The organism is Stenotrophomonas sp. 112478_Sma, from assembly GCF_056479905.1.
Genome location: NZ_CM151072.1, coordinates 3,162,780 through 3,180,078 on the forward strand (window position 1 = coordinate 3,162,780; position 17,299 = coordinate 3,180,078).

Sequence of the window (17,299 nt, forward strand, 5' to 3'; positions counted from 1 at the left end):
TTCCCGAAACGGAGCGTGTCCATGCAACTGGGTGCCTTCTCGGTCAGCCTTTCGGTCAAGGACCTGGCCGCCTCCCGCGCGTTCTATGAGGCGCTGGGCTTCTCGGTCACCGGCGGCGATGCGACGCAGAACTGGCTGGTACTGCGCAACAACGGTGTCGTCATCGGCCTGTTCCAGGGCATGTTTGAAGGCAACCTGCTGACCTTCAACCCGGGCTGGGACCAGCACAAGCAGGAACTGCCGCGTTTCCAGGACGTCCGCGAACTGCAGGCAGCGCTGGATGCGCAGGGTATCGCGCTGCAGGTCCGGGCCGATCCCGACAGTGAAGGCCCCGCCTTCCTGCAACTGATGGATCCGGACGGCAACGTGATCCTGGTCGACCAGCATGTGCCGCGGCCGAAGGTCTGACCCCGCGACTGCGATCATCCGCCTGGGCGCGAAGCACCGAAATCCAGCGTGGCCTGCGTCCCGCGCGGCTCGCAGGGCTGCAGCTGCAGGGTCCAGCCAAGGTGCTCGCACAGGCGCGCGATCAGGTCCAGGCCGATCCCGCCACGATCGACACGCTCTCCCCGGGCCATGCGTGCGTGGATCGCAGCGATCTCCTCCGGGCTCATGCCATGCCCCGGGTCCTGCAGGGTCAGCACCGCCGAAGCGCTCAGGCGCAGTTCGATGTGCCCGCGGCCGCTGTTCTCGATCGCGTTGCGCAACAGGTTGCCGATCGCCGCCTGCACCACCGCCAGCGGGGCAACGATGTCCACCGGCGCGGCCTGGATACCGATGCTCAGGTCCTTGTCGCCCAGCAGATGGCGATGATGCTCGACGATGTCCGGCAGCAGCTGGTCCAGTGCGATGCGCTCGGCACGCGCCGCCAGCCGCGCCGGATCGCGCGCAAGCACCAGCAGCAGTTCGATCAGCTGCTCCACGCCCTGCGCGGTGCGCAGCACGCGCTGGATCTGCTGCCGGGCACGGTCCGGCAGGCCCGGCTGCTCCAGGGCCAGCTCGGCGGCGCCGGTCATCACCGCAATCGGGGTGCGCAGCTCATGGCTGGCAGTGCTGATGAACACCCGCTCGCGTTCAACGAACTGCTCGTTGCGTTCGAGGTAGTCATTCAACGCATCGGCGATGGTGTGCAGCTCGGAACTGCCACGCGGGTCGACATCGATGCGCTGGCCCTGCGCGCCCGGCCGCAACGCGCCGATGCGCTGCGCCAGCAGGCTGAGCGGACGCACCATGCGCTCCATGCCGAAGGACGCCATCAGCACGGTGACGAAGATCATGATCACCCCGGCCAGCATCACCCACCGCGTGGCGAACTGCTCAAGGTCGTGGAAGTCGGAGATGTCCAGCACCAGCGCAACGCGCCCCATCGAGTCCGTATCACGCACCATGACCGCCGTTTCGCGGTCCTTCACCATCACCCCGTCATGCAGGCCGGGATGCAGGGTGCGCAGGCTGTCAGGCAGGTTCACCGCGTCGAAACGGTACAGGCTGAGCGTGTCCGAGTCCTGCCATCGATAGTGTGGCTCGTGCTCGACATGCTCGACGATGCTGTCCAGTTCGGAGTTGAGCAGCGCGCGCCAGGCGGCGTGTTCGGCGTGCTCGTGCACATAGTTGCCCACGCTGAACACCGCCAGCGAAAGCAGTGCCAGGTAGCCCAGCAGCCACCACAGCACGCGGCGGTACAGCGGGCCGGGTCTACGCACCTTCATCGTCATTCCTGCCGGCCTCGGCGGCGGTGGGCAGGGCCAACCGGTAGCCGACCCGCGGCAGCGTGTGGATCAGCTTGTCCACGAACGGTCCATCCACGCTGCGGCGCAGTTCGTAGACATGCGAGCGCAGCAGGTCGCCGTCCGGTGGCTCGTCGCCCCACAGGGCGAATTCGAGCTGCTGGCGGGTGACCGCGCCGGGGCTGGCGCGCATCAGCACTTCCAGCAGCTTGCGGCAGGCCGGATACAGATGCAGGACCTGTCCGGCGCGCTGCGCCTCCAGGGTCGCCAGGTCCAGCACCAGATCACCCACCTGCAGCCGCTTGCGGGGGTTGCGTCCCTGTGCCCGCAGCAGCAGGGCCTCCAGCCGCACTTCCAGCTCCGGCAACGCGAACGGCTTGGTCAGGTAGTCATCAGCGCCGGCACGGAAGCCGGCAATCTTGTCCGGCAGTTCGTCGCGTGCGGTCAGCATGATCACCGGCACCTCCGAGCCATGCTCGGCACGCAGGCGGCGCAACACTTCCGGCCCCTCCATCCGGGGCAGCATCCAGTCCAGGATCACCGCGTCATAGGGATGGCTGCCCGCCAGATGCAGGCCGGTGATGCCATCGGGAGCCACATCCAGCACATGACCGCGCGACTCGAAGTAGTCGAACAGATTGGCCACCAGCTGCCGGTTGTCCTCGATCACCAACAGGCGCATGCATGAAAGTTCCACGGAAGTTCGTACCATGGTAGCGCCACGCATGTCGGAATGAGGTCGCCCCGGCGATACTCCGACGCTTTTCCCACCCCCGCCGCCTCAAAATGGCCGTTTTGCTCCCGGAGCCTGCCGTGCCCGTAGCCCTGCCCCGCCGTTGGCGCCTGCCCCTGCTCTGGCTGTTGATCATCGCGGCACTGGCTGCCGGCATCGGCATGCGCCAACCGCAGCCACCGGACGAACCCCGCTTCGTACTGGCCGCCAGGACCATGGTGGAAAGCGGGGAGTGGCTGCTGCCGCACCGTGGCAGCGAGCTGTATGCGGAGAAGCCGCCGGTGTTCATGTGGCTGCAGGCGGCGGCCTACGAAGTGGTGGGCAGCTGGCAGTGGTCGTTCCTGCTGCCTTCGCTGCTGGGGGCCCTGCTCAGTCTGTGGTTGGTGTCGGATCTGGCACGCCGACTGTGGTCGCCGCGCCACTCCCTCTATGCCATCGGCGCCCTGTTCTGCACCCTGCAGTTCGGCCTGATGGCCAAGCGTGCGCAGATCGATATGGTGCTGGTCGGGATGACCACGCTGGCCCTGTGGGGCCTGCTGCGGCATCTGTGCGAGCGACGCAATGTGCCGGCGCTGTGGCTGGCCGGCTTTGCCGCCGGCCTGGGCACGGTGACCAAAGGCGTAGGTTTCCTGCCGCTGCTGATGGTGCTGCCCTGGTTCGGCTGGTGGCTGTACCAGCATCGCCGCGGCCGTCGGATCGAGGGTCCGCACCCGGCGACCCTGCTGTGGCTGATCCCTGCATTCCTGCTCGGCGTGGCCGTCTGGCTGGCCCCGCTGGGCTGGGCCCTGCTGCACGAACCCAGTGCCTCGCTGCAGTCCTATGCGCATGAACTGCTGTTCAAGCAGACCGGCACCCGCTATGCCAACGCCTGGCACCACCGGCAGCCGGTCTGGTACTACCTGCAGGTGATCCTGACACTGTGGCTGCCGGGTGCCCTGTTGCTGCCGGTGCTGGCCCGCCCGTGGTGGCGGCGCCTGCGCCGTGGCGACCGCCGGCAGTGGCTGCTGCTGGGGTGGGCGCTGCTGGTGCTGGTGTTCTTCAGCGCCAGCCCCGGCAAGCGCGAGGTCTACCTGCTGCCGATGCTGCCTGCCGTGGCCCTTGCCGCCGCGCCCCTGCTGCCCGGCCTGCTGCGCAGGCTGTGCGTGCGCCGGTATCTGTTCGGTTACAGCCTGGTGCTGATGCTGGCAACCGCCGTGCTGGGCGTGATGCTGCTCACCGAAAGTCACTGGGCGCAGGCGCAGCTGCAGCGGCGTGCGATGCCCGACACCCTGCTGCCGGTGCTGGGCGACGGCCTGCTGACGTTCGCGATCGCCGTGGCTACCCTGGCCGTGTGGTTGCGCGTGCGGCGCGCCGCCACCCTGGTACTGCTCACCCACGGCCTGCTGTGGATGCTGTACGGCCTGGTGCTGATTCCGGCGCTCGACCCCTACGCCTCGTCGTCGGCGCTGATGCGCCGGGTCGGCGCGAGGATCGGCCCCGATGCCGAACTGGCACTGGTGGCCTGGCGCGAGCAGAACCTGCTGCAGGCCGACCGCGCCGTGCGCGAGTTCGGCTTCAAGCGGCCCTGGCCTGAACAGTGGCACGACGCCGGCCCCTGGCTGGCCGAAGCACCCGACCGGCGCTGGCTGCTGGTGCTCGACAAGGCCATGAGTCCCTGCGTGGATGCCGCCCAAGTGATCGACATCGGCGTCGCCAACCGCAACCGCTGGCAACTGGTGCCCGGCACTGCCTGGGATGCCGGCTGCCACGCCGAGCGGGCCGGCGCCAACGAAGAAGAAGACTGAATCATCCCCCACGCGGGCCGGCGGTTAACCCGGCCCGAACGCAGGTCCGACCCTTCTCCGACATCAACCTGACGAGCATGGCGCCGGTTCATCGTCACGGTGTTTTCCTGCATGTCCGTCCGTCCTCCCGTCTCCGGGGTTGCTTCGGCCTACTCCACGCTGGCATCGCGGTTCGCCGTGACCCACCTGTGGCTTCCACTGCTCATCGTGCTGCCCCTGTTCGCCGTGTTCATGGAGGGGGGAGCCGATCAATGGCTGGCTGACCACCTGTTCCGGTTGGAGGGCGGCCGCTGGGCACTGCAGGACGCGTGGTTCACCCGCTCGCTGGTGCACCGGGGCGGCAAGTGGTTCAGCACCGCCGCGGCGCTGGTGGTGATACTGCTGAGCTTTCACCACTGGCGCCGCGGACGTGATCGCACCCTGCGATGGGCGCTGCTTTATGTCGTAATTGCCCTGGCGCTGGGAACCGGCGGCGTGTCTCTGCTGAAGTCGCTGGTGCCGATGGACTGCCCGTGGGATCTGCTGCGCTACGGCGGCCACCAGCCTTATATCGGGCTTTTCAGCCATCGTCCGGCCGACATGCCGGTGACCGCGTGCTTTCCCGCCGGCCATGCCAGTGCCGGCTATGCCTGGCTGAGCCTGTACTTTTTCGCCCTGCTGTGGCGTCCTGCCTGGCGCTGGACCGGCCTGGCACTGGGCCTGGGCAGCGGGCTGCTGTTCGGCATCAGCCAGCAGCTGCGGGGTGCACATTTTCTGTCGCATGACCTTGCCACAGCCCTGCTGTGCTGGCTGCTGTCACTGGGGCTGTACGTTCTGGTCCGCCATCACCTGGACCGCACCAACCGCCTGGAGGCGAACGCATGAATGCTTCGGTTCAACGCTCGCTCCGTGTGCCATCGCTGGCCGGACTGCGCAGCTGGCGGCCACAGCTGTCCACCGAGGCGTTGATCGCGCTGACCAGCCTGTTCTTCGCCCTGGCCGGCAACGGCCTGTTCTGGCGCAGCGCGATGGCCAGCCACCCGGAGAGCCTGCGCTACGCGGTGTCGCTGCTGCTGTTGCTGCTCGGCACGCATGGCCTGCTGCTGGGCCTGCTGGTCTGGCGCTGGAACGCCAAGGTGGTGATCAGCGCGCTGCTGCTGGTAACGGCCTTCGCCGCCCACTACATGAGCCGTTACCACATCTATCTGGATGCGGACATGCTGCGCAACGTGCTGGCGACCGATCCGAAGGAAAGCCGCGAACTGATGACGGTCTCGCTGCTGTGGCCGGTACTGCTGCTGGCGGCACTGCCGATGGTGCTGGTGTGGCGGGTGCAGCTGCAGCGGCGCAGCTGGGGGCGCAGCCTGCTGTGGCGCCTGGGCTTCCTGGCGGTGGCTGCGGTGACCGCTGTTGGCGGTGCACTGATCTCGTTCCAGGACGTCTCCGCACTGATGCGCAACCAGCGTGAAGTGCGTTACCTCGCCACCCCGGCCAACGTGCTGCTGGGTCTTCCACGTGCACTGCGCGGCGACAACCCGGTGCAGCGCGCGCCGAAACTGCCGATCGGCACCGACGCCAAGGCCACCCCACGCGCTCCGGCGAGCAAACCGCGGCTGCTGGTAATCGTGATGGGCGAGACCGTGCGTGCACAGAACTGGGGCCTCAACGGCGGCCGCAATACCACGCCGGAACTGGCCCAGGCACCGGTGATCAACTTCCCCGACATGCACTCCTGCGGCACCAGCACCGAAGTTTCGCTGCCCTGCCTGTTCTCGCCATGGGGACGCCACGACTACGACGAGAAGAAGATCCGCGCGCACCAGTCGCTGCTGCACGTACTGAACCGTGCCGGCATCGCACCGCTGTGGCGTGACAACCAGTCCGGCTGCAAAGGCGTGTGCGAAGGACTGGACTTCCAGTCGCTGTCCGATGCGACCACCCCGGGCCTGTGCGCCGACGGCCGCTGCATGGACGAGATCCTGCTGCAGGACCTGGCCACCCAGGTGCGTGCCAGGCCCGGCGACCGCGTGGTCGTGCTGCACCAGCTGGGCAACCATGGCCCGGCGTATTTCGAGCGCTATCCGGCCGCCTTTGCCCGCTTCAAGCCAACCTGCGACACCCGTGACATCGGCCGGTGCTCACGCGAAGAGATCACCAACAGCTATGACAATGCCGTGCTGTACACCGATCATTTCCTGAGCAAGACCATCGGCACGCTGCAGGGCATGCAGGACTACGACACGGCGATGATCTACCTGTCCGACCATGGCGAATCGCTGGGTGAGAAGGGCCTGTACCTGCACGGCGTGCCCTATGCGATCGCCCCGGCCGAGCAGACCCGCGTACCGATGACGATGTGGTTCTCGCCGGGCTTCGCCAGCAGTCGCGGGCTGGACCTGCAATGCGTGCGCAAGCGTTCGGCAGCGTATACCGACCACGACAACCTGTTCCCGTCGGTGCTGGGCCTGATGCAGGTGAGGACGGCGCTGTACGAGCGCGATCGCGACGTGTTCGCCGGCTGCGAGAGCTGAGGGGTGTTCGGCAGGGCTTGCAGCCCTGCACCTGCAGAGGCAACAGCAGCAGCAACAGCGTGCAATCCGTGGGTAGGCGGGGTGGGTCCGGTGGCGGGGGACGCCGTAAATACGTCCTTGTAGGCTCGGTCGCGCCATCCATGGCGCTCACGCCCCCGCAACCGGACCCAGCCCGCCTTCGACAGTTTTCCGCAATCTGTTGGACATGCCGATGGGGTCGGATCCGTTTTCCGGAGGAAAACGGATCCGACCCCAATTTGATTGTCGATACCTGACAGATGTGTCGACCAAGGTCGACACCCACCAACGGCCGCCGCGATCTGTCAGAGGTGGGGCGGTGTGGGCTTGCAGGACCGTTGGCGCCATGGATGGCGCCATCGAGCCCCCATGGATGGGTTTACGGCGTGTCCTGCAAGCCCACACCGCCCCGCCATCCCACGGATAGCCCGCTGTTGCTGTTGCTTCTGCCGTTGACGTGCCTTGGCTTCTGCGGGTGCAGGGCTGCAAGCCCTGCCGAACCCCACCAACCTTCCACACTTGCGGTGGGCACGCGCGCCCACTAGCCTTCGGCCGTCGTTCACCACCCAAGGACCGCCCGTGAAACACCGTCATCTCCTGCTGGCCGCTGCTGTCGCCGCCGCCACGCTGGCCCTGGCTGCCTGCAAGAAGGAAGCGTCCCCCGGCGCCGAGACCGCCGGCAGCAGCGCACCGGCCGGCGAGACCGCCGACCAGTTCGTTGCCCGCATCAATGCCGAATACAAGGCTGCCTATCCGGAGATGACCTCGGCGCAGTGGCTGTCTTCCACCTACATCAACAGCGATTCGGAGCGCATCGCGGCCAAGGCCAACGAGCGTTCACTGACCCAGCTCAACAGCTGGATCGAGCAGGCCGCGAAGTTCGAGGGCCAGCCGATGAGCGCAGACAGCAAGCGTGCCATCCACCTGCTGAAGCTGATGTCCTCGATGCCGGCACCGCGCGACCCGGCCAAGCTGGCCGAGCTGACCCAGATCGCCACCCGCATGGAGGGCAGCTACGGTGCTGGCAAGTACTGCACCGATGCCAACGACCCGGCCTCCTGCCGCCAGCTGGGGGAACTGGAACAGGTGCTGGCACGCAGCCGCGACTACGACGCGCAGCTTGATGCCTGGCAGGGCTGGCACAGCACCACGCGGAACATGCGTGGCGACTACCAGAAGTTCGTCAGCCTGGTGAACGAAGGTGCCAAGGGCATGGGCTTCACCGATGCCGGGCAGATGTGGCGCAGCGGCTATGACATGCCGCCGGAGCAGATCGGGCCGGAAACCGACCGCCTGTGGGAGCAGGTCAAGCCGATGTACGAGCAGCTGCACTGCTACGCGCGCGGCAAGCTGGACAAGACCTACGGCAAGGACAAGGCCGAGGTGGGTAATGGCCTGATCGCCGCGCACCTGCTGGGCAACATGTGGCAGCAGGACTGGTCCAACCTGTGGGACCAGCTGGAGCCCTATCCCGGTGCCGGAAGCCTGGACATCACCGCCGCACTGGAAAAGCAGTACCAGACCAACCTGAGTGCTGCGCTGGCCAAGGCTGGCAGGGATGCCAGCGTCGCGGGCCAGTACAGGGCCCAGCGCGAGGCCGAACTGCGTACCGCGAAACAGATGACCGAGCGCGCACAGGATTTCTACGTGTCGCTGGGCATGCCCTCGCTGCCGCAGTCGTACTGGGACAAGACCCAGTTCATCAAGCCTGACGACCGTGACGTGGTCTGCCACGCCAGCGCCTGGGACATGAACATGGAAGGCGATGTGCGCACCAAGATGTGCATCAAGCCGAACGAAGAGAACTTCACCACCATCTATCACGAGCTGGGCCACATCTACTACGACCTGGCCTACAACCCGTTGCCGCCCCTGTTCCAGGGCGGCGCCAACGATGGCTTCCACGAAGCAATCGGCGACACGATCGTGCTGGCGATGACGCCCAAGTACCTGAACTCGATCGGCCTGGTTGACGCACCGCAGGAAAGCCGCGAGGCCGTGATCAACGCGCAGATGCGCATGGCACTGTCGGGCGTTTCATTCCTGCCCTTCGGCCTGATGATCGACCGCTGGCGCTGGGGCGTGTTCGATGGGTCGATCACCGCCGACAACTACAACAAGGCATGGTGGGACCTGAAGGCCAAATACCAGGGCGTTGCCCCGGCCAGCACCCGCAGCGAGGAGTTCTTCGATCCGGGCGCGAAGTACCACGTGCCGGGCAATACGCCGTACACCCGCTACTTCCTCGCCCGCATCCTGCAGTTCCAGTTCTACAAGGGCCTGTGCGATGCATCGGGTTACAAGGGCCCGCTGCACGAGTGCACGTTCTACGGCAACAAGGAAGCCGGCCAGAAGTACTGGGCGATGCTCAGCAAGGGCGCCAGCCAGCCGTGGCAGGCCACGCTGAAGGAGCTGACCGGCACCGACAAGCTGGATGCCGGCCCGATGATCGAGTACTTCAGCCCGGTCAATGAGTGGCTCAAGCAGCAGAACGAAGGCCAGATGTGCGGCTGGCAGGCCAGCGCTGCGGCCCCGGTGGCGAAATGAGAAAAGGGGCGGATCCGCGAGGATCCGCCCCTTTCGTTCCGGTAGCGCCGGGCCATGCCCGGCGTCCTTGATCGCACCGCTGCGCTCGCCGGGCATGGCCCGGCGCTACCCACACGGGTCAGCTGTTCTTCTTCGCCGCCATCGCGGCGGCCAGCTCGGCCTTGTATTCCTCGAAGGTCTGGCCCTTCTCCCTGGCCTCGGCCTGCGCGGCATCACGCAGCGCGTCGGAATACATCAGACGCACCGGCGTACCGTTGCGCTCGTGCAGTTCACCGGCCTGCATGATCAACGCCAGCACCTGCGCGGCGCTCTCGCTATGCCCGGCGATACGGCCATCCATGCCCAGCACCCACTCGCCATCGCGGCGCACGACACCTGCCAGCAGCGTGCGCTGCGCATCGCGCAGTTCGGCATGCGGCTCCACCGGCGAAGTCTGGGCAGCGGCCTTGTTGGCAGCCTTCTCTTCCTGGCGGCGGCGCTGGTCGCGACGGGTCTTGGAGGTGGTGGACATGGGGGCGGCATCGCTACGGGGGGGCGCAAGGATAGCGCACCCCGGCCGTGGCGCCGCTTCACGGGTCGCCCGCCACCGCCCCTGCGGCCGGTCAGAGGTCCGTGACCACGGCCTGCACTGCGCGCTCACGGCGGTGTTCCCAGTACCAGAACACAAACCCGGCGGCGAAGAAGCCGGCCTGGCCCAGCGCCAGATGCAGCGGGCTGGCACTGAGCAGGGGCGACACGACGCCGGCCACCACGGTGCTGACCATCAGCTGCGCGAAGGCCTGCAGCGACGAGGCCAGGCCGCGCTGGTGCGGATACATGTCGAGCACGGCCAGCGCCAGGATCGGGAAGATCAGCGCCATGCCCATGCCGCCCAGGAAAATGGGCAGTACCGCCCACGGCAGCGCGAACTGCGGCGCCAGCACCACGTAGCCGACGTTGAGCAGTGTCGACAGCGCGCACAGGGAGAAGCCGATGGTCACCTGCCGGGTCGGCGTGGTGTGCCCGGCCATGCGCCCGGACAGGAACGCGCCGGCCGTCATGCCACCGATGGTGGGAATGAACAGCCAGGCGAAGTCGCCTTCGCCCAGATGCAGGTGCTGCATCACGAACACCGGCGCGGACGCGATGTACAGGAAAATGCCGCCGAAGCCGATGCTGCCGGCCAGTGCCAGGCGCAGGAAACGCGGGTTGAAGCCGATGCGCACATAGTCACGCAGCAGTGCGCGCGGCGACAGCGGTACCCGCGCCTCCGGCGGATGCGTTTCCGGCAGGAAGCGCGCGGTGGCCACCAGCAGCAGCAGCGAGAACACCACGAGGAACCAGAAGATCAGCGGCCAGCCGGCACCGCTGAGCAGAATCCAGCCACCGATGATCGGGGCGATGGCCGGCGCGATGCCGAACAGCATCGAGACCTGGCTCATCAACCGCTGGGCGTCATGGCCGTGGTACAGGTCACGGATCACCGCGCGGCCGACGATCATGCCCACGCCCGCCGACAGGCCCTGCAGCGCGCGGAACGCCAGCAGGGTCGGCAGATCGGTGGACAGCGCGCAGCCGACCGAGGCCCCGGCAAATACCACCAGGCCGCCGAGAATCACCCGCTTGCGGCCCCAGGCATCCGACAGCGGCCCGTGCGCCAGGCTCATCAGGCCATAGAACAGCAGGTAGACGCTGATGGTCTGCTGGACGGCCACCTCATCCACCGCCAAGCGCTGGGCCAGCTGCGGGAAGGCCGGGAAAATGGTGTCGATGGAGAACGGGCCGAACATGGCCAGGCCCGCGAGCAGCAGGGCCATGCGACGGGTGGACGGAGCAACAGCGGCGGTCATGTGAACGGTGTCCGGCAAGGCCATGCGCGGCACGCACGGCGGGCGCCGGTCCCGCTGCAGCAGGGACGGCGCCAGATGAATTCGGGTATCCGCCCATCATAGGCGGGGAATGCGCCCGATGCCATGCAGCACCGCACAAAACGCACGCCCCGGGCCATCGGCCATTCAGGCGCCGACCCTGCCCGGGCGGCCCCGGCAGCAGGCCATAACCGGCTATAATCGGCGGGCAACACGGTGGGAGAAGCGGAACACCGCTGCCGAAGGCGCAACGCCCGTAATCGCTCAGGCCCGATACCACCCGCAACACAACTCTGGAGAGACCGGTTCGATCCGGCGCCGAAGGGGCACGAAGCTGCGGCCAGCCGCGCTTCCAAACTCTCAGGCAAAAGGACAGAGGGGCGCCCCGCAGCCCGCCATCCGGCGGCCTGTGCCCGTGCGTGTGCCCTTTCCTGACGGATCCTTCGCCATGTCCCAGAACACCCCTTCCCTGCGTGAGCTCGAGCACCACAGTGCGTTCGTCGAGCGTCATATCGGCCCCAACGACGCCGAGATCGCGCAGATGCTCGACGTCGTCGGCCACGCGTCGCTGGATGCGATGACCGATGCCATCGTGCCGGCCAAGATCAAGTCGCCGGCAGCGCTGGCGCTGCCGGAGTCGATCACCGAAGTGGAGGCGCTGGCGAAGATCCGCGCGATCGCCGACAAGAACACCGTGCTGCGCAGCTTCATCGGCCAGGGGTATTACGGCACCCACACGCCGAACGTGATCCTGCGCAACATCCTGGAAAACCCGGCCTGGTACACCGCCTACACCCCGTACCAGGCAGAGATCTCGCAGGGCCGCATGGAAGCGCTGATCAACTTCCAGACCCTGTGCGCCGACCTGACCGGCATGGAGATCGCCAACGCCTCGCTGCTGGACGAAGCCACCGCAGCGGCCGAAGCGATGACCCTGGCCAAGCGTTCGGCCAAGTCGAAGTCGGACACCTTCTTCGTGCACGATGCCGTGCACCCGCAGACCCTGGAGCTGCTGCGCACCCGCGCCGAGCCCATGGGCATCGTGCTGCGCGTCGGCACCCCGGCCGAAGCGCTGGAAGCGGACAGCTTCGGCGTGCTGCTGCAGTACCCGGATACGTTCGGCCAGGTGGCCGACTACCGGGCACTGGTCGAGGCCGTGCATGCACGCGGCGGCCTGGTCGCCGTGGCCACCGATCTGCTGGCGCTGACCCTGCTCGCCGCACCGGGCGAATGGGGCGCGGACATCGTGGTCGGCAACAGCCAGCGTTTCGGCGTGCCGTTCGGCTTTGGTGGCCCGCACGCGGCGTTCATGGCCTGCCGTGACGCCTACAAGCGCTCGATGCCCGGCCGCCTGATCGGCGTCTCGATCGATGCGCAGGGCAACCCGGCCTACCGCCTGACCCTGCAGACCCGCGAGCAGCATATCCGCCGCGAGAAGGCCACCTCCAACATCTGTACCGCACAGGTCCTGCTGGCGGTGATGGCCTCGATGTACGCCGTCTACCACGGTCCGGAAGGCCTGACCCGCATCGCCCGCCGCACCCACCGCCTGGCCGCGATCCTGGCCGCCGCACTGCGCAAGGCCGGCGTGCAGGTTGCTGGCGACTTCTTCGACACCCTGCACGTCACCGGCGTGCACGCCGATGAGATCCACGCCAAGGCGCGCGCCGCCGGCTACAACCTGCGCGCGATCGACAGCGACTCGGTCGGCATCAGCCTGGACGAGACCGCCACCCGCGCCGATGTGGTTGCGCTGGCCGCCGTCTTCGGTGCCCAAGCCGATGTGGATGCGCTGGATGCCAGCACCGCCGACGCGCTGCCGGCCGGGCTGCTGCGCCAGTCCGCGTTCCTGACCCATCCGGTGTTCAACACGCACCACAGCGAGCACGAACTGCTGCGCTACCTGCGTTCACTGGCCGACAAGGACCTGGCGATGGACCGCACGATGATCCCGCTGGGCTCGTGCACCATGAAGCTCAACGCCACCGCCGAGATGATCCCGGTGACCTGGCCGGAGTTCTCGCAGATCCATCCGCTGGTGCCGGCCGACCAGGCGCTGGGCTACAAGGAACTGATCGAGTCGCTGGAAGCGATGCTGGTCGAATGCACCGGCTACGATGCGGTCAGCCTGCAGCCGAACTCGGGTGCACAGGGCGAGTACGCCGGCCTGCTGGCGATCCGCGCCTACCACCGCTCGCGTGGTGAGGAGCATCGCGACATCTGCCTGATTCCGGATTCGGCCCACGGTACCAACCCGGCCTCGGCACAGATGTGCGGCATGAAGGTGGTGGTCACCAAGACCGATGCCAACGGCAACGTCGATGTCGAGGACATCCGCCTCAACGCCGAGAAGTACAGCGACCGCCTGGCCGCGATCATGATGACCTACCCGTCCACGCACGGCGTGTTCGAGGAGGAGGTGGTCGAGATCTGCGAGATCATCCACAAGCACGGCGGCCAGGTGTACACCGACGGTGCCAACATGAACGCCCTGGTCGGCGTGGCCAAGCCGGGCAAGTGGGGTTCGGACGTTTCCCACCTGAACCTGCACAAGACCTTCTGCATCCCGCACGGCGGCGGCGGCCCGGGCGTCGGCCCGTGCGCGGTCAAGGCGCACCTGGCCCCGTTCCTGCCGGGCAAGCTGGGTGACAACGGCCCGGTCGGCATGGTCAGCGCCGCCAGCTTCGGCAGCGCCTCGATCCTGCCGATCAGCTGGATGTACATCGCGATGATGGGCCGCGAGGGCCTGCGCAAGGCGACCCAGGTCGCGCAGCTCAATGCCAACTACATCGCCAAGCGCCTGGCGCCGCACTTCAGGACGCTGTACACCGGCCGCAATGGCCTGGTGGCGCATGAGTGCATCCTCGATGTGCGCCCGCTGGAGAAGAGCAGCGGCATCGGCGCCGAGGACGTGGCCAAGCGCCTGATCGACTTCGGCTTCCACGCGCCGACGCTGAGCTTCCCGGTGGCCGGCACGCTGATGGTCGAGCCCACCGAAAGCGAGTCGCTGCATGAGCTGGACCGCTTCATCGACGCCATGATCCAGATCCGCGAGGAAATCCGTGCGATCGAGGATGGCCGCCTGGACCGCGAGGACAATCCGCTGAAGAACGCGCCGCACACCGCCACCGCGGTGACGGCCAGCGAGTGGACCCACGCCTACCCGCGCGAGCTGGCCGCCTTCCCGCTGCCCAGCCTGAAGCTGCAGAAGTACTGGCCGCCGGTGGCCCGCGTCGACAACGTCTACGGCGACAAGAACGTGATGTGCGCCTGCATCCCGGTCGACGCCTACAAGGACGATGAAGTCGAAGCGTGATTGACGGAACGGCCCGCGCAAGCGGGCCGTTTTCGTTTACGGTAGCGCCGGGCCATGCCCGGCGAGCGCAGCGGCTGAACCGATCACGGATCCGGCATCTGCCCCAGGCTCAACTGCCAGGACACACCGAACCGGTCCTGCACCCAGCCGTAGCGGTTGCTGAAATCGTAGTCGCCCACCGGCATCAGCCAGTGCCCGCCCTCGCCCAGCACGCGCGCCGCGCGCTCGAACTGTTCGGCGCCACCGCACTCGACGAACAGCGAGATCGACGGACTGAAGGTGAAGTCGTGCACATCCAGGCTGTCGAAGCACAGATAGTTGGTGCCGCCGAGCATGAAGGTCGCCTGCCGCACCTGGCCGGGCACTCCCGCCCCTGCGCCGTCGGGATGGCGTTGCAGGGCAAGCAGCCGGAAATCGGCGAACGCCTCGGCGTACAGGGCCAGGGCCGCCTCGGCCTGGCCGGTGAACATCAGGAACGGACGACTGCGCAGCATGGGGTGCTCCAGTTCAGCGGGCCGATGACGGCCCCGCGAACAGGATGGCACGCGGGATGTATGCCCGCTGTAGAGCCGAGCCCACGCTCGGCTGTACGGATCAGGCCTCGCGCATGCGGCGCGCGATGGCACTGCCGGCCGCGATCGTGGCGGTCAGGGCCACCATCGACAGGAACTGCAGGCGCGTATGCGCCTCGCTCAGCAGCAGGCCGAAGATCAGTGCCAGGATCGCCAGGGCGCAGCAGGTCAGCCACGGGAAACCGGCCATGCGGAACGGCAGGCGCGAGCCGAGGCGGTCCGCACGGCGGCGCAGCACCAGTTGAGAAAGCAGCGACAGCGTCCACACCAGCAGGCAGGTCGAGCCGACGATGTTCAGCAGCACCGGCAGCACCTTGTCCGGGAACAGCAGTTCCATCACCGTCGCGGCAAACCCGAACAGCACGCTGGCCAGAACGGCGATCACCGGCACCTGCCGCGGGTCGGTCCAGCCCAGCACGGCCGGTGCCTCGCGGCGCTGCGCCAGCGAATACATCATCCGCGACGCGCCGTAGAGGTTGGCGTTGAGGGCCGACAGCAGGGCGATCACTGCGATCAGCGTGATGGCCGTGCCCGCCCCCGGAATGCGGGCCGCATCCAGCACCGCGGCGAACGGCGACTTCAGCGCTTCGCTGGTCCACGGCACCACGGCGATGATCACGCTCAGCGAGCCGATGTAGAACACCAGGATGCGCCAGGCCACGGTGCGGATGGCGCGGGCGATGCTGCGCTCGGGATCCTCGGTCTCGGCCGCGGCAACGGCCACGATCTCGGTGCCGCCGAAGGCGAACACCACCACCAGCAGGGCTGCGCCGATACCGGCCAGGCCCTGCGGTGCAAAACCGCCGTGTGCGGTGAAGTTGCTCAGTCCCGGAGAGGTCACCTGCGGTAGCCAGCCCATCAGCAGCGCGAAACCGATGGCGATGAACGCCAGGATCGCCACCACCTTGAGAATGGCGAACCAGAACTCGAACTCACCGAAATTCCTGACCCCCAGCAGGTTGATCGCGGTGAAGAACAGCATGAACGCCAGGGCGGCCATCGGCACCGGAATGGCCGGCCAGACCGTGGCCAGCAGGCCCGCCGCTCCCACGGCCTCGGCGGCGATCACGATCACCAGCTGTACCCACCAGAGCCAGCCGACAGTCGCCCCTGCCGTGGCGCCCATGGCGTCGGCGGCATAGACCGAGAACGCGCCGCTGGTCGGCTTGGCCGCCGCCATTTCGCCCAGTGCGTTCATCACGATGATCACCAGTGCGCCGGCCACCAGGTACGACACCAGCACCGCCGGGCCGGCCGCCTGTACGCCCACACCGGACCCCAGGAACAGGCCCGCGCCGATGGCGCTGCCCAACCCCATCATGATCAGCTGGCGTGGCTTGAGCGAATGGCCCAGGCGGGAGGGCGAGGCAGGCGTAACGGGGCTGGCGGGCATCGGCAGGAGTGGGCGGCGGCTACAGGGGCGTCACCTTACCCTGTCCCGCGCCTGTGGGGATAGGCACAGTGCAGCAGGCCGCTCAGGCCAGCGCCGGCTCGCCGATGCGGGCGCGGTAGGCGCGCGGCGAGAAACCGGTTTCGGCCTTGAACTTGCGGGTGAACGCGCTCTGGTCACTGAACCCGCAGGCCTGGCCGATGCAGGCGATGCTGTCGTCGCCATGCAGCAGATGCATGGCCATCTGGATCCGCAGCCGCGTCAGCACCTGCTGCGGGGTCATCTGGAACACCTTGCGGAAGCTGCGCTCCAGCTTGGACAGCGAGAACCCGGTGATGTCCAGCAATGTCTGCATGCGCACGTTCTCGGCGTAATGCGCGTTGAGATGGGCCAGGGCCAGCCGCAGCTGCTCGTACTGGGTTCCCAGGCTGTCTTTCTGGCCCAGGTCGCGCGAGATGCCGATCAGGCCCTCGATGCTGCCGTCGACCACCAGCGGCCGCTTGCAGGTCAGGCACCAGCCCGGCTCGCGGTTGGCGAACAGGTGCAGCTCCATCAGGTTCTCGATCACCTCGCCGGACAGCACGCGTGCGTCCTGGTCGACATAGTCCGCACTGAGGCCGGTCGGGTAGATCTCGGCCGCGGTACGCCCGATCACGTCCTTGCGCGCGCGCAGGCCCAGCCGCCGCAGCATGGTCTGGTTGACGTGGGTGTAACGGCCCTGGCGGTCCTTTATGAAGAACAGCACGTCCGGGATGGCGTCGAACAGGGCTTCGATGTCGGCGGGCTCGACTCGCATGCGCCAAGCATAGCCGAGGCGCCCTTGTCCGCGCGATCACCTGCGCGGGACCGGGGCTT

Annotated in this window: 13 protein-coding genes and 1 riboswitch; of the genes, 6 read left to right on the top strand and 7 right to left on the bottom strand. The window is 67.4% G+C overall.

What is annotated here, in order from left to right; genetic code table 11:
- The first annotated feature begins 21 nt into the window (after positions 1-21).
- Positions 22-408, top strand: a complete 387-nt coding sequence (locus ACZK08_RS14530) for a VOC family protein (RefSeq protein WP_065182657.1) — start codon at positions 22-24, stop codon at positions 406-408.
- Positions 409-422: 14 nt separating this feature from the next.
- On the opposite strand, the gene ACZK08_RS14535 is transcribed toward ACZK08_RS14530, so the two are convergent.
- Together ACZK08_RS14535 and ACZK08_RS14540 are read right to left on the bottom strand one after the other, a co-directional pair.
- Positions 423-1,709 carry a sensor histidine kinase gene (locus ACZK08_RS14535; RefSeq protein ID WP_065174832.1) on the bottom strand — a complete coding sequence of 429 codons (1,287 nt, stop codon included), beginning with the start codon at positions 1,707-1,709 and terminating at the stop codon, positions 423-425.
- Entirely contained in the window at positions 1,696-2,409 is a 714-nt protein-coding gene (locus tag ACZK08_RS14540) for a response regulator transcription factor (RefSeq protein WP_065174831.1), read from the bottom strand. Before ACZK08_RS14540 ends, ACZK08_RS14535 begins: the two co-directional genes overlap by 14 nt.
- 131 nt (positions 2,410-2,540) lie before the next feature.
- On the opposite strand from ACZK08_RS14540, the gene ACZK08_RS14545 reads away from it, so the two are divergent.
- The 4 genes from ACZK08_RS14545 (at position 2,541) to ACZK08_RS14560 (ending at position 9,319) form a co-directional block, all read left to right on the top strand.
- A complete protein-coding gene (locus tag ACZK08_RS14545) occupies positions 2,541-4,244 on the top strand; it encodes an ArnT family glycosyltransferase (RefSeq protein WP_065182656.1) in 1,704 nt (567 codons plus the stop codon).
- 111 nt (positions 4,245-4,355) lie between these two features.
- A complete protein-coding gene (locus tag ACZK08_RS14550; protein ID WP_065182655.1) occupies positions 4,356-5,108 on the top strand; it encodes a phosphatase PAP2 family protein in 753 nt (250 codons plus the stop codon).
- Positions 5,105-6,754 carry a phosphoethanolamine transferase gene (locus tag ACZK08_RS14555; RefSeq protein ID WP_065182654.1) on the top strand — a complete coding sequence of 550 codons (1,650 nt, stop codon included), beginning with the start codon at positions 5,105-5,107 and terminating at the stop codon, positions 6,752-6,754. Before ACZK08_RS14550 ends, ACZK08_RS14555 begins: the two co-directional genes overlap by 4 nt.
- Before the next feature lie 597 nt (positions 6,755-7,351).
- Positions 7,352-9,319, top strand: coding sequence for a M2 family metallopeptidase (locus ACZK08_RS14560; RefSeq protein ID WP_065182653.1), 1,968 nt, complete (start codon positions 7,352-7,354; stop codon positions 9,317-9,319).
- Between the two features lie 118 nt (positions 9,320-9,437).
- Here ACZK08_RS14560 and ACZK08_RS14565 read toward each other — a convergent pair whose 3' ends face one another.
- Both ACZK08_RS14565 and ACZK08_RS14570 read right to left on the bottom strand, forming a co-directional pair.
- Positions 9,438-9,830 (bottom strand): hypothetical protein, encoded by a 393-nt coding sequence (locus ACZK08_RS14565; protein ID WP_053519021.1) that lies wholly within the window; start codon positions 9,828-9,830, stop codon positions 9,438-9,440.
- Between the two features lie 91 nt (positions 9,831-9,921).
- Complete coding sequence (locus tag ACZK08_RS14570) at positions 9,922-11,148, bottom strand: multidrug effflux MFS transporter (protein WP_065182652.1); 1,227 nt, start codon at positions 11,146-11,148, stop codon at positions 9,922-9,924.
- 301 nt (positions 11,149-11,449) lie between these two features.
- Positions 11,450-11,552, top strand: a riboswitch (glycine riboswitch).
- Positions 11,553-11,614: 62 nt separating this feature from the next.
- Between ACZK08_RS14570 and gcvP the strand changes: the two genes are divergently transcribed.
- Entirely contained in the window at positions 11,615-14,482 is a 2,868-nt protein-coding gene (gcvP, locus tag ACZK08_RS14575; protein ID WP_065174824.1) for an aminomethyl-transferring glycine dehydrogenase, read from the top strand.
- 83 nt (positions 14,483-14,565) lie between these two features.
- On the opposite strand, the gene ACZK08_RS14580 is transcribed toward gcvP, so the two are convergent.
- From ACZK08_RS14580 to ACZK08_RS14590, 3 genes are all read right to left on the bottom strand, one after another.
- Positions 14,566-14,976, bottom strand: coding sequence for a VOC family protein (locus tag ACZK08_RS14580; protein WP_053519027.1), 411 nt, complete (start codon positions 14,974-14,976; stop codon positions 14,566-14,568).
- A gap of 100 nt (positions 14,977-15,076) precedes the next feature.
- The gene (locus ACZK08_RS14585; protein WP_065174823.1) at positions 15,077-16,447 is read right to left on the bottom strand and encodes an amino acid permease; all 1,371 of its coding nucleotides are present in this window, start codon (positions 16,445-16,447) and stop codon (positions 15,077-15,079) included.
- Between the two features lie 82 nt (positions 16,448-16,529).
- Positions 16,530-17,240, bottom strand: a complete 711-nt coding sequence (locus ACZK08_RS14590) for an AraC family transcriptional regulator (RefSeq protein WP_053519032.1) — start codon at positions 17,238-17,240, stop codon at positions 16,530-16,532.
- Positions 17,241-17,299 lie beyond the last annotated feature (59 nt).

Coding starts and splice junctions, on each gene's coding strand:
- ACZK08_RS14530 (WP_065182657.1), top strand. CDS start 22: ATGCAACTGGGTGCCTTCTCGGTCAGCCTTTCGGTCAAGGACCTGGCC.
- ACZK08_RS14535 (WP_065174832.1), bottom strand. CDS start 1,709: ATGAAGGTGCGTAGACCCGGCCCGCTGTACCGCCGCGTGCTGTGGTGG.
- ACZK08_RS14540 (WP_065174831.1), bottom strand. CDS start 2,409: ATGCGCCTGTTGGTGATCGAGGACAACCGGCAGCTGGTGGCCAATCTG.
- ACZK08_RS14550 (WP_065182655.1), top strand. CDS start 4,356: ATGTCCGTCCGTCCTCCCGTCTCCGGGGTTGCTTCGGCCTACTCCACG.
- ACZK08_RS14555 (WP_065182654.1), top strand. CDS start 5,105: ATGAATGCTTCGGTTCAACGCTCGCTCCGTGTGCCATCGCTGGCCGGA.
- ACZK08_RS14565 (WP_053519021.1), bottom strand. CDS start 9,830: ATGTCCACCACCTCCAAGACCCGTCGCGACCAGCGCCGCCGCCAGGAA.
- ACZK08_RS14570 (WP_065182652.1), bottom strand. CDS start 11,148: ATGACCGCCGCTGTTGCTCCGTCCACCCGTCGCATGGCCCTGCTGCTC.
- gcvP (WP_065174824.1), top strand. CDS start 11,615: ATGTCCCAGAACACCCCTTCCCTGCGTGAGCTCGAGCACCACAGTGCG.
- ACZK08_RS14580 (WP_053519027.1), bottom strand. CDS start 14,976: ATGCTGCGCAGTCGTCCGTTCCTGATGTTCACCGGCCAGGCCGAGGCG.
- ACZK08_RS14585 (WP_065174823.1), bottom strand. CDS start 16,447: ATGCCCGCCAGCCCCGTTACGCCTGCCTCGCCCTCCCGCCTGGGCCAT.
- ACZK08_RS14590 (WP_053519032.1), bottom strand. CDS start 17,240: ATGCGAGTCGAGCCCGCCGACATCGAAGCCCTGTTCGACGCCATCCCG.